The organism is Methanohalophilus levihalophilus, assembly GCF_017874375.1.
Taxonomy (GTDB): domain Archaea; phylum Halobacteriota; class Methanosarcinia; order Methanosarcinales; family Methanosarcinaceae; genus Methanohalophilus; species Methanohalophilus levihalophilus.
Genome location: NZ_JAGGLK010000001.1, coordinates 379502 through 393999 on the forward strand (window position 1 = coordinate 379502; position 14498 = coordinate 393999).

General features: G+C 41.7%; 13 protein-coding genes. 5 read left to right on the forward strand and 8 right to left on the reverse strand.

Annotated features, from left to right (window positions below; translation table 11 throughout):
• The first annotated feature begins 100 nt into the window (after positions 1–100).
• A complete protein-coding gene (locus J2755_RS02015) occupies positions 101–2494 on the forward strand; it encodes a PGF-pre-PGF domain-containing protein (protein ID WP_209678954.1) in 2394 nt (797 codons plus the stop codon).
• Positions 2495–2629: 135 nt separating this feature from the next.
• On the opposite strand, the gene J2755_RS02020 is transcribed toward J2755_RS02015, so the two are convergent.
• The 8 genes from J2755_RS02020 to J2755_RS02055 all read right to left on the reverse strand — a co-directional run bounded on the left by J2755_RS02020 (position 2630) and on the right by J2755_RS02055 (position 9500).
• Entirely contained in the window at positions 2630–3070 is a 441-nt protein-coding gene (locus J2755_RS02020; protein WP_209678957.1) for a pyridoxamine 5'-phosphate oxidase family protein, read from the reverse strand.
• Between the two features lie 81 nt (positions 3071–3151).
• Positions 3152–4291, reverse strand: a complete 1140-nt coding sequence (locus J2755_RS02025) for an aldo/keto reductase (RefSeq protein WP_209678960.1) — start codon at positions 4289–4291, stop codon at positions 3152–3154.
• Positions 4292–4329: 38 nt separating this feature from the next.
• A complete protein-coding gene (locus tag J2755_RS02030; protein ID WP_209678963.1) occupies positions 4330–4698 on the reverse strand; it encodes a TfoX/Sxy family protein in 369 nt (122 codons plus the stop codon).
• A 122-nt stretch (positions 4699–4820) separates the two neighbouring features.
• Positions 4821–5678, reverse strand: a complete 858-nt coding sequence (locus J2755_RS02035) for a class I SAM-dependent methyltransferase (protein WP_209678966.1) — start codon at positions 5676–5678, stop codon at positions 4821–4823.
• Between the two features lie 189 nt (positions 5679–5867).
• Entirely contained in the window at positions 5868–6554 is a 687-nt protein-coding gene (locus tag J2755_RS02040) for an ABC transporter ATP-binding protein (RefSeq protein ID WP_209678969.1), read from the reverse strand.
• A gap of 1 nt (position 6555) precedes the next feature.
• Positions 6556–7767 carry an ABC transporter permease gene (locus tag J2755_RS02045; RefSeq protein ID WP_209678972.1) on the reverse strand — a complete coding sequence of 404 codons (1212 nt, stop codon included), beginning with the start codon at positions 7765–7767 and terminating at the stop codon, positions 6556–6558.
• A gap of 12 nt (positions 7768–7779) precedes the next feature.
• Complete coding sequence (locus J2755_RS02050; RefSeq protein ID WP_209678975.1) at positions 7780–9012, reverse strand: COG1361 S-layer family protein; 1233 nt, start codon at positions 9010–9012, stop codon at positions 7780–7782.
• Positions 9009–9500 (reverse strand): GbsR/MarR family transcriptional regulator, encoded by a 492-nt coding sequence (locus tag J2755_RS02055; RefSeq protein ID WP_209678978.1) that lies wholly within the window; start codon positions 9498–9500, stop codon positions 9009–9011. The genes J2755_RS02050 and J2755_RS02055 overlap by 4 nt, the downstream gene beginning before the upstream one ends.
• 150 nt (positions 9501–9650) lie before the next feature.
• On the opposite strand from J2755_RS02055, the gene J2755_RS02060 reads away from it, so the two are divergent.
• The 4 genes from J2755_RS02060 (at position 9651) to J2755_RS02075 (ending at position 14481) form a co-directional block, all read left to right on the forward strand.
• On the forward strand, positions 9651–10166 hold the full coding sequence (locus J2755_RS02060; RefSeq protein ID WP_209678981.1) for a GNAT family N-acetyltransferase: 516 nt from the start codon (positions 9651–9653) through the stop codon (positions 10164–10166).
• 75 nt (positions 10167–10241) lie between these two features.
• A complete protein-coding gene (locus tag J2755_RS02065) occupies positions 10242–12485 on the forward strand; it encodes an amino acid permease (protein ID WP_209678984.1) in 2244 nt (747 codons plus the stop codon).
• 67 nt (positions 12486–12552) lie between these two features.
• The gene (locus J2755_RS02070; RefSeq protein ID WP_209678997.1) at positions 12553–13089 is read left to right on the forward strand and encodes a GNAT family N-acetyltransferase; all 537 of its coding nucleotides are present in this window, start codon (positions 12553–12555) and stop codon (positions 13087–13089) included.
• Positions 13090–13182: 93 nt separating this feature from the next.
• Complete coding sequence (locus J2755_RS02075) at positions 13183–14481, forward strand: ammonia-forming cytochrome c nitrite reductase subunit c552 (protein ID WP_209678999.1); 1299 nt, start codon at positions 13183–13185, stop codon at positions 14479–14481.
• Positions 14482–14498 lie beyond the last annotated feature (17 nt).

The window sequence follows — 14498 nt, forward strand, 5'->3', positions numbered from 1 at the left end:
AACTAGTTTTAACAATCGTGAGGGTGATTGAATGGAATTGACAAGCAAATTTAGAAATAATCGTAGATTTAAAAATCCAAAAAGTAACTTTTTTTTAAAATTGGCAATTGCTATTGAAATTGTGATTGTTTTATCTTTAAGCATAGGCTGTTCCCACGTCTTAGCTGATTCAGGTCCTGCATGGTTAAACACAACCCTGGACAATGTTTCATATACTGAACAGGAAGGATGGGTGAAAATAGATGCAGATGTAACGGTATTTTCCAATACTGATGATTTTTCAGAAGGGTATCTGGAAGTAAACATCACTGACGGCACAAGCTATGATGAATTTAGATTGGTTAGCAGTGGTCTTTTGACTGTCAGCGGAGATGCAGTTTCATGGGATGGTGAACGTGTGGGAACAATTCATAATACCAAAGATGGAAGCAATGGGGTTCTCCGTATTGATTTTAGTTCTTCTGCACCCCTTCCAAATGCTGATTTTGAAACTGGTGATCTTACTGGTTGGACAGTAAATGATACTTATCCCGGAGTAAATGGAACTGTACAGGCATGGGTTGAGAGTCCATTGGATGATCCCGATGTATCAACTGTAGATTCTGATCCAAGAATAGATGATCACAACTCTGTTTCACAATCTGCAACTGTTCAAAGCTCCACAATATATGAAGGAAGCTATGCCCTCAAGCTCACGATTGGAGGTAATATTTTAGAGGGATATGGTACTGCACATGGCCCTATGATCACCAGTTCGAGTTTTGCTGCTGCTGAAGGCGATAATTTGTCTCTTAATTGGAATGCTGTAGCCGGTGGCGATTGGTATGATGTCTATGGTTTTATTTTCAAGGACGCAAATGACGATGGTATATGGGACAATGGCGAAAATTATCAAAAACTTTTCCATGACGTTGGATCCACCACAGGCGGCTGGATAACAACTAATGCCACAGTTAATTCCAATGTAGCCGGGGAAAATGTACGATTTGTTTTCCTGAATGGAAATTATGACAAAACTGGTGGTCAGGGTATAGGTTCTGATCTTTATATTGACGGCATTGTGCTTGAGATCAATACTTCTACTGCAGTCAATAACAGTATCATGGAATCAGTCATTGAAAATATTGAATATAACAATACTTATGACAGTCCAATTCCTACAAAAACATATACGTTAACTCTAAAGGAAAGTAATGCAGGAACTGGATTTAATACAGGTTACATCAACATAACAACAGTAGATCCGATCCTTACACTTGGTAATATTGCAGATCTCACTATAGATTGGGGTATCATCTTAAATCTGAATCACTCAATAGCAGTATCAATTGATCCGGCGAATAATGCTGGGATAAATTATAATATTTCATGGATTACAGATTCGACTCCGGGAAATATGAATACTGGTGAGATTACTTGGTCCAATCAGACAATTTCAAACTCCACGGCTCAAGATATAACTGTTCTTGTAAATGCAAATACCACAACACCATTAGGAAATAATGATTCTGCAATCTTTCAGTTGAACATTACAAAGAGAGATATCAACATAACATCAGATCCGATTACCTCACAGAATGTCAATAGAAATGAACTTTTCTGGATAAATGGAAGTGCACAGGGTGAATACAGTGAGACTTTCCTTGGGAATGCTACCCTGACAAGAAATGGTGTTGCAATCGGCACACCAAAGACTGTAACTGATGGGAATGCAAGTTTCAATTGGACAGAGTCTTCTGGAGGAACCTATAATTTTGCAGTATTGTTCTACAACAGCAGCTATTATTTCAACACATCCACGAATAATTCGGTGGTAACAGTCCCCAGCCCTTCGTCCAGCAGCAGTTCCGGAAGTCGCGCTTATGTGGGACCCAGTCAACCTCCAGAGGAGGTAATGTCTACTGATTCCGCAATTAAACACGTAATTGCTGGTGACACTGTAGACTATGACTTTGGTGATGCGGAAGGTCCTGTTATCGGAATTAGTTTTGATGCCAAGGACGATAAAGGCGTAGTTGTTGCCAACGTTCAGGTACTTGAAAAGATGCCGGATGTTGTAACTGGATCTCCTGAAGGAGTAGTAGGTCCGGTGATGAGCATAACTGTTGGAAGTGAAGGTACCATTTCCCAGAAGAGTGCAGAAAATATACTCATTGAGTTTAAGGTTAGTTGGGAATGGATAAAAGAGAATAATATCGATCCTACCACGATACGCCTATCAAGATTCCATGATGGCAAATGGGAGGATCTTCCCACCACGCTTATGAGTGATAATGGTGAAATTCTTTATTTCACGGCCGAAACACCCGGTTTTTCGATTTTCTCTGTTGTTGGAGACAATATGGAAGAAGCAGCTGATGTAGAAATACCTGTAGCCGAAGAACCTGTTACTCCAGAAGAAGCTGAAGATTCTCCCGATGCTTCCGGGTTTACATCATTTATGGCAATTGGTATAGTTGGATTTGCTTTCCTGATGTACAGGAAAGTTAAGTGAGAAGAAAAGGCAGTATTGCTGCCTTTTCATATCTTTTTTAATCTATTTTTTCAATAAATGTTTGCTTACAGATTATCTTATCAGGCAAACATCAAAAGTAAAAATGGAAAAAGAAAGCTGCCAGAATAGCAGCTTTTAGTAAGTCACCATGTCACGGTGAGTGAATCCCTTTGAATAATCGAGGTAGTAACCTTCTACCGGATCAACCCTGAAGACAACTGAATCAGGTGTCTGTGGCATGTCCTTCATGAATGGAAATTTTTCTATCATTAACATGCCGAATTTTTCCATCTCAGAAGGATCTGTTACTAAAGTGGCTTTTCCCTGCATCTGCACGCCTGTTATTGTCATAACATCCACATCATCCTCATCAACGGTGTATGCAACGTTAGGATTGTTCATCATATCATCGGCTTTGTGTGTCTCTTTCGAGGTTCCAAAATAGACAGTTGTCCCATCTGCCACATATGCCATGGTGTGAACCATTGGTTTTCCTTCGGAATCCACGGTTCCAAGGTTTAACCATTTATGATCTTTCAAATAATCTTCTATTTTCTGCTTAATATCATCGGTCATCTTAAAACCCCTTAAATTGGTACAAATAATATGTTCTTGTAATAGAAATAGTTTCCAGTTTCATTATGCATGCGCATCTTTTCATTCTTTTTCCAGCAACTCAACTATTTCTTCCAGCATTTCGGGAATAGGTATGTCCTGAGGACAGCGTTCAGAGCATCTTCCACAGTTAATGCAATTGGAAGCCTTCCTATCATCTCCAACATGATTCCTGTACGCCCTTCGGGCTTTTTCGAGATCACCAAAAAGCATTGCATTATTCAGGTATTTGAAATTCAGTGGAATATTAACACCTGCAGGACATGGAAGGCAATATCTGCATCCTGTGCAATTGACTTTCAGTTTTTCTCGATAGACATCCCTGACGTTCGAAATGAGTTCGTGTTCAAAACCAGTAAGTGATTTTGGTTCCCCTTTCTCTGCTGTATGAATATTTTCCTTTAGCTGGGAAAGCGTTGTCATTCCGCTAAGTACTGTATTGATTTCAGGATGATCCCACAGGAATCTCAATCCCCATTCTGCAGGTGTTCTTTTAACAGGATTTTTGTCCCAGATGTCCAAAATTGTTTCAGGAACGTTTTCAGCAAGGCATCCGCCACGCAGGGGCTCCATTATCACGATTCCAAGACCCTTTTCAGCTGCATAAAGCAGACCTTCCTTTCCAGCCTGGTAATCGATATCAAGATAGTTGTATTGGATCTGGCAGATATCCCATGGGTAAGCATCCACGATTTCCCTGAACAATTCAACGTCATCATGGAAAGAAAAACCAACGTATCTTGCCTTTCCCTCTTTCTTAATGGTGTCAAGAAACTCAAACAATCCTGATTCTCTCAGTTCTTCCCAGAAATCGCTGTTCAGGGTATGTATAAGGTAGGCATCGACGTAATCGGTTTGTAGTTTTTCAAGTTGTTCTTCAAAAAAAGCATCCATATCTTCCCGACTTTCAATCAGCCAAGATGGCATTTTGGTTACCAGGAATACTTTCTCACGGTCACTTTCAGTAAGGACTTTCCCGAGAAAATCTTCACTTTTGCCTTCGTGATATGGATAGGCAGTATCAAAATAGTTAATTCCACTATCAATCGCATAACGGACGATCTCTTCGGCGGCTATTTCATCAATATTTGATGGATCGTCACCGAGGACTGGAAGCCTCATGCACCCGAGTCCAAGAATTGAGACTTTTTCACCTGTGTTTCCAAGATTACGATAAAGCATGGTAAACTGTATGTCTTGGGGTTAGTTTTTCAAAAGCATTAAGCGGATTTTTTCTTTTTCTGCTTTTTCTCTTTTTTAGGAAGGGAACTCACGTATGAATATGAGATATCCATCCATTTGTGCAATTCAATTTCATCATCATAGACAGAAGGCGGAAGAGCTGCATATTCCCTCATCCTGCGCCCATTGGGTGCGAAAGGTTCAGCTTCCTCATGCTCTTCATAGAGTTCTTGCTGGTCCTCTTCATTGAGCCTGAGCATTATTCCTTCTCCGTGTACTCCGCAAAACATGTTTCCGTTAACAAAATACACTGGATACCCGAACATTTTCCGGAATTCCACTTCGTAGTTTGCCACCGCCTCCTCCAGAATAGCAATATTTTCCTCGGATGCTTTTTCCCATGCCATGGTATATTGATTTGAAGACTAGGGGATAAATAGCTGTCTATGATTGCAACTTTCAAACACGAAAAAAAGAAATCGCTAACAATATTTAATTATACAAAAACGAAAAAACAAAAAGGATGCCTTCAAACATCCTTTTCCTCAATATTCTTCCTCGCTTTACAGAACAGCACGTTTTTCCCATTCCACATGTCTGACTCTGGTAACACATCATCAAAAACTTCGATGTTCTCAAAGCCTTCACCTTCCATTATCTTCTTCAAATCATCAGAAGCAAAGAAATGAGTCCAAAAGCGGTAGATGTCAAATTTATCAGATTCATCCATCACTATATGCTGGTACAATATCGCCTTTTCATCCGGGTAAAGGAATGAATCCGAAAGTGCCAGATATGGCCTGTCTTTCCAGAAGCCGTTCTCTTCCATCTCCCACGTTCTTGGAGCAACCTTAAGTTCGATGTTTTTGTCGCTCAATACATCAAAGATGAAGGCTCCACCTGGCTTTAAAGCTCGATTCACATTCTTGATGAGTATCTTTCTTTCATCTGGTTTCAGTACACCGAAGTCGGCAAATACCATCATTACAAGGTCGTATTTGTCCTCTTCTTTGAGCTCGAGATAGTTTAAGTTTTCATATTCAATATTCAGCTCTTTCTTCAAGGCTTCCTTTCTTGCATACTCAATAGAATTCTTCGAAAAATCGACACCTTTGACCTTATGTCCCCTTCCCGCCATGATCTCACAATACAGCCCCGGTCCACAGCCGAGATCGAGTATGTTCATCTTCTTTGCGTTGACCGAATTAAGTATCCAGTCAACCGTTATCTCAATACTTGGCCTTTTCCGGCTTGCCAGATCGATATCCGGATCAAGATGGATGTTCAACAACTGTTTCGAAATGTGGGCATCCGTCCACATAACTGCATTTCCTTCTGTGTATAACTGTGGTTTCTTTGTAAACTCTACAATTTCTGTAAAATTCATAAATGAGCCCTCCTTTCTGGATAAAAATCCGGGACTCCAAATCTTCGATTAACTACTAACAACTTTCAATAGAACAGGATGCTTAGTTGTTGTTCATCGAGACTAACAGGTTCTTCTATCTCATTAATAATTAACGGTGCATTACCACACTTAGTTTTGTGGAAAAATGGAATTGGATGCGATGTCTCCTCAATTCCCTTCCACCCACTCATCATTTACCAGCCTACCATCTTCAAAGGTAATGACCCTGTCAACATAGTCAACATGCCAGGGTTCATGGGTTACCATTACAATTGTCTGGCCATAGTTATCATTCAGATCCTTGAATACTTCAAGCACCTGCTTCGAATTTCTGGTATCAAGGTTTGCACAGGGTTCATCGGCAAACATGATATCGGGTTTTTTGGCAATAGCCCTTGCAATTGCTACTCTTTGCTTCTCTCCGCCTGACAACTCATCAGGTACACGGTCATGTTTGTCTTTCAGGCCAACCTTGTCCAGAGCTTCAAGTGCAATTTTATAGGATTCCTTTTTTGATTTTCCTTCCATCATGGAAAGCACGTAGACGTTTTCCGCAGCAGTCATTTCATTAATGAGTGCATAATCCTGGAAAACATAACCAACTTGTGTCAATCTGTAATAGCTCCTTTCTGCTTCAGGCAGGTTGGAAACCTGTAGACCCCGAATTGTATACTCCCCATCAGTTGCATCATCCAGTAGTGCCAGTATCCTCAAAAGGGTTGTTTTCCCGCTTCCGGATGCTCCCATAATGGCAACAAACTCCCCTTTCTTTATCTCAAATGACACATCATTGAGAGCCTTGACAGCAGTCTCCCCGGAACCATAACACCTTTTGAGGTTTTTCACGATTATCATATTATCTTCCCCATATGGCTTTGAGTATACTCTCTTTTGATACGCTCCATGCAGGAAGTGTACCGGCAATTACTGATAATGTTAGCATTGTAATTATGCTCTGGATAAGTAGCATGGGTTCAATCACCGGACTTATTTCCATAGTCTCATAGAATTTCACCGGGTTTGCCTGGAAGTATAGCATAAGGGAGAAATACAAAATCAATCCGGCAAGTATTCCCAGGGAGACATAGAACATGCTGAGGAAAGCATAAGACAACACTATTGATCTTGGGGTAATCCCTATTGCCTTCAAAATGCCTATTTCTTTTTTCCTGTTAAGTATGTTAATGTAGATTATGATCAGTATCAATGCTGCTCCAACTATCAATCCCACAAACTTTGACATTGTGTTCAGTGCACCAAGGCTTTGTAGTGCCTGCCTGATGAGTGTCTCGGATTTATCAGCCCATGTGAAAACCTGCTCATTCACCCCGGCATCCCTGATCTTGTCCTTAACCTGATCTTCACTTCCCGGTGGATTTACCCTTACAACTACGCTGGTAGCTTTACTCCCTTCCAGACCATATACTTCTTCTATCTCTTTGTAGTGCACAAGGGCATTAAGGTCAACAAGTTCAAAATTGCCTTCCATGATTCCTTTAACCTTGTAGGTCCTTTGAACACCGTTACTGTATGTAACCTCAACAAGAGAGCCAACTCTGGCTTCGCCCAGATCATCATATATGTCTCCAAAAGTTGTACTCGTGCCTGCGATTGCAGCACCAAGGATGATCTCATCCCGGGACAGTTCTCCCAGGAAATCCCCTTCAACGATGCTGTACGGGTATTGCGAGATTTCATACTCTTCAGTGGGAACCAGTCCCGTTATTGTCACCCCCACAACGTTTTGTTTGTGCTCTATGGATGCTCCTACATCCAGTCTTTTTGTTGCAGCACTCACCCCCTCCACAGCCCGGGCCTTCTGCAAGACGCTGTCAGCGTCATTGATGTAGGTATTGTCTCCAGAGGGTTCAATTACAATATCTCCATATGGATAGTCCTGCATAATCCCGGTAAATAGAACCATCATTCCTCCGATCATTGATGGAAGGAATACTAAGTTCATGAAAATGAGGGAGAGGACAAAAACAACGAATATTAGTGTTTTTTTGTTCCCTCGTTTTATACTGCTTGATGCAATGAGGGCTCCAACCCTGACATCGTCTATCATACCAGAGACCTCTTATTCATTACCATCTTCTTTTTTGCCAGCAGAGTTATTACTATCTTCCATTAGCTGTTTGATGATTTCGTCTTTTGATCTTTTCATCCTGTAATTGTAGTAAACCAAACCACCAATAACTGCCAGGACAAGCAGGATTGCTACAGCGGTTCCTGCTCCACTGCTGCTTTCCAGAACGATGATGTTGATCTTTGTATCGACCTGCTCTTCACCAAAATCATCAATATAAGTGATGGTAATCGGTATTTCGTATTCTCCGGCTTCGTCTGCTATGAAAGTGAGAACTGCAGGCCCGTCCTCATCGGGATCCAGGGTTCCGATAAAGGATTCTTTTACCCCCTTGAATGGGTGATCAGCATAAACGCGGATTGAATTAATTGTCCTGTCGCCGGAGTTCTCGATTCTCATGGTCAGCTCGACGGTATCATCGACATAAGGAATTACAGGGTCTACCTTAACAGATGCCAGATTCAGGCTTCCTTTTTTATCAAGTACGGTTATCGTGATGTTGTGTTCATCACTTTGCTTGCCGAAATCATCTTCATATTCAATGGTGACAGGTATCCTGAATTCCCCGGATGCATTTGCCTTAAACTTGAACAAAGCAGTTTGGCTTCCATTGAGACCAAGGGTACCAATTGTTGAGTTCTTGATTCCTTCAAAATCATGATCCACTCTAACAGAAACGGACTTTGCAATTGCCTCCCCGTAATTTTCTATGCCCAATGTCAGATCAACTGTATCTCCTTCATAGATGTATTCGGGACTGGTTGTGATGGAAGAAACTCTGGGTTCTGCATCTTCGCCTGTTACCCTGACATCAACTTCGTAGTACTTGGTTGTTTCCAGTTCTTTATTGTCATATGTCAGTTTCATCTTAATGATGTGAGGACCGGGATTTGCATCAGGGGTCGTTCTCATGTGGTACACAAGATGCCTTTCACTTGTAGGGTATGAGAATTCATCAATTGTAGTTACGAGATCTTCAATTACTACGATGTCCGAAGGGATACTGATGATTTCAAAGGTAATGCCTTCAGGAGCCTTGGTTCCACAGCTCTCAAGATCGATAGCAAGTGTGAATTCTTCGTCAATGCCAACAGAACTTGGACTCAATTCCTTAATTTCTGCTTTTACGCATATTATTCCGTCAGTAAAGTCAGCTGAAGCCACTCCTGTAAATATAATGCTGAGAGCAAACAGCAAACAGCAAAGTCTAAAATTCAGATTCATCTTTTATTCACCTCTCCCCTGAGTTCTTCTACATATTCAGTTAATTTCTTGAAAATCAATTCTAATGCAGCCATTTGTTGATAGTAATTTTCGATAATACTGAGCATTTCTTTTGCATCTTCTGCATCACTATTTTTGCATCTTTCAATTATTGGAGGAAGGTTTTGAAGTGCTGGCACTACCATAGCCTGATTCTTAGCCTGTATCGCATTGAGGCTCATTTTCAGCATATCCCGTTGAACCGAGAAGTATAATTTCTTTGAGCCGGATTTTTTTGTTTTCTCCACCAGTTTTATTCCACTAAGCAGTTTCATTTGGGCACTAACTGCTGAAAGGCTGTATCCGGTCATTTTCGAAAGCTCATCCAAAGTCAAGGCTTCTGTTGCGGAATAAAGTACCGCAAACAATTTCGATGATAAATCATCAAGTCCGTATGACTTCATGCTCTGGTATACCACATTTTCAAAATCTTTTTTTGCTTCTTCCATTTCAATGCCTTATTTATTCTATTTCCAGTAATTACTGTATATTGCGGAAATTGTACTTAAATCTTCTGTTTGATCCAGGGCAGAACTATTCCAATCAGCTTATATACAAGTTTTTCACATTGAGGTTAGGTTTTTTCAAGGAGATGGAGTATGTTAATACGATCTGAATCGTCTTCGGACTACGTGGGGATATCGAAATTAAACGATGAAGCTTTCGGAAGACCAAATGAAAGCAAGCTTGTTGCAGATCTCCGCAAGAATCCCGGATTTGTCAGTGATCTATCCTTTGTTGCAGAGCAGGATGGACAGATTGTAGGTCATGTTTTGTTTTTCCCGATTACAATTTCCACGCCAACTGGTAGTGTGCAGTCCCTTTCCATAGCACCACTTTCCGTACTCCCCCCATGTCAGGGTCAGGGTGTTGGAAGTGTTCTCATAAGGGCCGGAATAGATGAGGCCGAAGAACTTGGTTATACTTCAGTCATTGTCGTTGGGCCATCTGAATACTATTCGATGTTTGGTTTTGAGCCTGCTGGAAAATGGAATCTCCGCTGTCCATATGACGTTCCGGACGAAGCATTCATGGGCCTTGAACTGGTAGAAAACTCCCTTGACATTGGTGGTGGAGTGGTCGAGTTTCCTCCGGAATATGATGATGCGATTTGAGAAGGGTTGCTTATTGTCCTGTTTTCCCTTTTTCAAAAGAAAATTATTTAAAACAGCATTAGCTTCTTTGTTCTCGTGCCAGATGATAATATTCGGGTAAGCCTGAGTCGCGACCTGACACTTTTTGATATTACGATGATTGGTATTGCCGGCATGATTGGCGCCGGTATCTTTGCATTAACAGGTATAGCTACCGGTATCGCCGGTCCTGCTGTGATGCTTGCTTTCCTGCTAAACGGCATAGTTGCAACTTTTACGGGGCTTGCGTATGCAGAACTTGGTTCTGCTATCCCGGAGGCCGGAGGTAGCTATCTCTGGGTAAAAGAAGGACTGGGTAATCACCTTGGTTTTCTGGCAGGATGGGTTGACTGGGCAGCTCACACAATCGCCTGCGCTCTCTATGCGGTTACTTTCGGAGCATTTTTTTCAGAAATGGTAGTACACTTTTTGGGATACGATGCCATTCCCCAGAGCCTTTTGTTGAAGGTTTCTGCCCTTTTTATAGTAACTTTAATGGCTTTCATTAACTATCTTGGTGCCAAGGAAAGTGGAAGGTTAGGTGGTTTTGTCACTCTCCTGAAAGTCGCTATTCTTGTTATCTTTGCAGGGTTTGGAATTTATCAGACCCTGACGACTCCGGGATGGTCGATAGCTTTTCTCTCAAATCCCTCTTTCCTTCCAAATGGATTTACAGGTCTTCTTGTTGCAATGGGTCTGACATTTATCGCATTTGAAGGCTATGAAATAATCGTACAGAGCGGAGAAGAAGTAAAAAATCCGGAAAAGAACATTCCAAAGGCAGTCATGATCTCCCTCTGGACAGCAGTTATTATTTACATTCTCGTGGCTTTTGCATTGATCGGAGCTATTGATTCGGATGTTCCAAGCTGGGTTTTTCTGGGTGAGCTCGGGGAATTCAGTATGATCCGTGTGGCTGATACAATAATGGTTTTCGGTTCAGTTTTAATCCTTGCAGGTGGCTTTGTATCAACCATAAGTGCCATGAATGCCACTGTATATTCCTCTTCAAGAGTTGCATTTGCTCTTGGAAGAATGGGGTTTTTGCCGGCTGCTCTTTCAAAGATAAATGAAAAGCGCCGTACTCCCCACTATGCTATTCTCTTCAGTTATTTTATAATCGCTTCAATGACGGTTTTTCCAATTGAAACAGTTGCCTCTGTGGCAAATGTGATGTTTCTCATTTTGTTTATTATGGTGAATGCGGTTCTTGTGATTTTGAGATTTAGAAGACCTGATCTCAAGCGCGCGTTTAAGATGCCTTTGGCTCCATATTTGCCAATTCTTGCAATTATTACACAGGCTGCAATTGGCTATTTCCTCATAACAGAGCTTGAGCAAACCGGATTTATCATGGGTGTTACTATTCTGTGGATATTGCTTGGTTCCTTTGTTTTTTTAGCTTATTCCGAGAAATCTCTCAGGAAAATCACGAAAGAACTCCGGAGAAAAGTCTACGAGCAAAAACCTGTTGCTCACGAGGGTTTCAATATCCTTGTACCTGTAAAAAACATAGCTTTAGCTTCAAATCTTGCAAAGTTTGCCAGCTCAATCGCTGAAGAAAGAGGTGGCAGCATAACTTTCCTTAATATTATCACTTTACCTGAGCAGACGCCTCTTTCAGCAGCAGACGAGTATGTTGAACGGCAAAAAGAAATAGTGCATAAATTAATGGATGAAACAAGTGTGCCCTCGGGTGGTATAATTAAGGTAGGGAGAAAAGCTTCTGAAACCATCTTTGAAACAATAGAGGAAGAAAATCCCGATATGCTTGTAATGGGCTGGCGTGGAAGAACTTACAGGAAGGATTTCGTTCTTGGAAGCACCATTGACCCGATTTTGCTGAAAGCGAGATGCGATGTGGTTGTGGTTCGCTTTGAAAAAGGAAGGGTATGGGAAAATATGCGCAACATTCTGCTTCCAACTGCCGGCGGTCCCCATTCTATTCTGGCTTCAGATCTGGCCCGTGAGCTTGCCAAAAAAGAGATGGGTAAGATTACTCTTCTGAATGTAGGGTCTTCAACTTCCGATGAAAAAAGAGCAATGGATGCCTTTAGTGAGATATCTGCGAATTTTGCGGATGTAAACACAGAAGAAAAATTCATTCAGGCAACCGATGCTCCAAAAGCTATTGCTTCCGAAGCTTCAAACCATGATGTTGTATTCATTGGTGCTACAAGTCGGCCGTTCCTCACAAATTTCCTTCGGGGAGTTTTCCCGGAAAAAGTCATTCTTAATACCAATCGGACTGTCGTAATGACCCGTAAATGGGTCAAATTCAGGGATGTTTTAAAGAGATAACTTATCCAAATAGATATTTGCAGGATCAAAAAGAAACGAATTTATACTTTCTGGACTAGTTTTTTTCATGAAAGTAAAAGTTCCTGAGAGATTGGAATCGGAGAGGCTCATCATCAGGCCGTTTGTCCAGGATGATCTCGATGGATTTTATTCATTCATGTCAGATGAAGACGCACCCAAATATATACTTTTTTCAGAAGACGAAACTACAATAGATGAAACTCCACAATCATTCTTGCCCCCGCTTAGTAACTATGATGGCCGTGATCAGATTTATGCTCTGGCTGTTGCAACCAAAAATGAAAACAGTTTTATTGGATCAGTTGGGATAGGGCCTGATTTTTCCGGGGATAAGTACCAGATCTACTGGAATATTTTGCCGCAGTTTTGGGGAAAAGGCCTTGCGACGGAAGCTGTGATAAGGTTCATGGATTATTTACTCCGGGAGGTTGGTCTGGGTAAACTGGTTGCATACTCCCATCCCGATAATATTGCATCCGCAAAGGTGGCAGAAAAGGCTGGTATGCAGAATCAGGGAACGATTTTGATTGATGGTCTTGATCACGAGCCTCTCTATTTCGAGGTTGAAAATGATTCCGAATGATTCGGTTTTATTCTTCCCAATTTTTTAATAAATGAATCCCCTTAAATAGGAGCAAGTCAGAATATTCTATAGCTATTCCGTGGGGGAGTACATTTGTTAAAACAAATTTGCATAGCTTTAGCTGTATTAATGATATTTGCTGCAACTGCAGTGGCATGGCAACCTGAAACCTGTAAGAGCTGTCACCTTGAACAGTACGAAATCTGGAATTCATCGGCACACGCTGATTCTCTAAAAGCTGCCGGTGGTTCGGTTGTGGATATTGAAAGTTGCACCGAATGCCACGTGGAATCCTCAATAAAAGAAACATGGGGGAGGGAGGATGTTGAGACTACAATCGAACCCATTACCTGTGAGGTTTGTCACTTGCCTCCTGAGGTAGGTTATGATGCCCATTTGAATGCTCCTTCCGATCATCTGCCGGAGGTAACCCTTTCTGCCGAATTGTGTGGTAACTGCCACAGGGATTCCCATCATCCGGTCATAGAGGAATGGAATGAGTTTGATAGCAGCGGATTTAACATGACCGCAACAGCAAGTCACTCCGAACCCACCGATATTGCAGAACCCTACATTCTTGGAATGGACAATGAATGTGTAGCCTGCAAAGCTACTGATGGTGCAATTCCAAACCTTGCTGATCCTGAAGTTTTCGGATTAAACCTTGATGAAGTTCCTGAACCCGCAGAAGTTTCCGAGTGGCGCATTACCTGTGTTGCCTGCCATGAACCCCACTCTGCAGATTACAGGATTGAGGATGATGCGCAGCTCTGTGGAAACTGCCACAATTCGGAACATGCCATTCCTGATGGCATGACTCCTGCAGTTCGCCATCCACAGTGGGAAATGTATAATGGTTCCATATATGATACTGGAATTCATCCCGGGGATCTCGGATGTTCTGACTGTCATATGGCTGCTCGGGAATACAATGATACAACACAAGAGGCTGCCATAACAGGGCATACATTTGATTTTGATCCGGAGTTGCTGTTTAGCTCCACATCTTCTAACGGGTGCTATGATTGTCATCAGGAAGGTTTCATCGTAGTTGTGGAAGCAAAACAGGAAATTGTCACCGAACGTCTTGATGAACTTGCAACCCTGAAAACTAATGCAACGGTTTCACTGGAAGAATTGAACGGGACCAGTGGTTATGATGCAGCACTGGAAGATTACAACAACGCCCTGTTCTATATGACTGCGGTGGAATCTGATGGAAGCCACGGCATTCATAACATGGAAAAAGTGAAAGAGTACCTTGACAATTCCGAGGAGCTTTTCAATGCAGTTATTACCCGTCCTGAAACGGTTGCACAACCCGGCTTTGAAGCAATTCTCGGAGTAATCGGATTGTTTGCAGTTTTGTGGATTGTGAAGAAGAGAGAGTAAACACTCTCTTCCAAAAT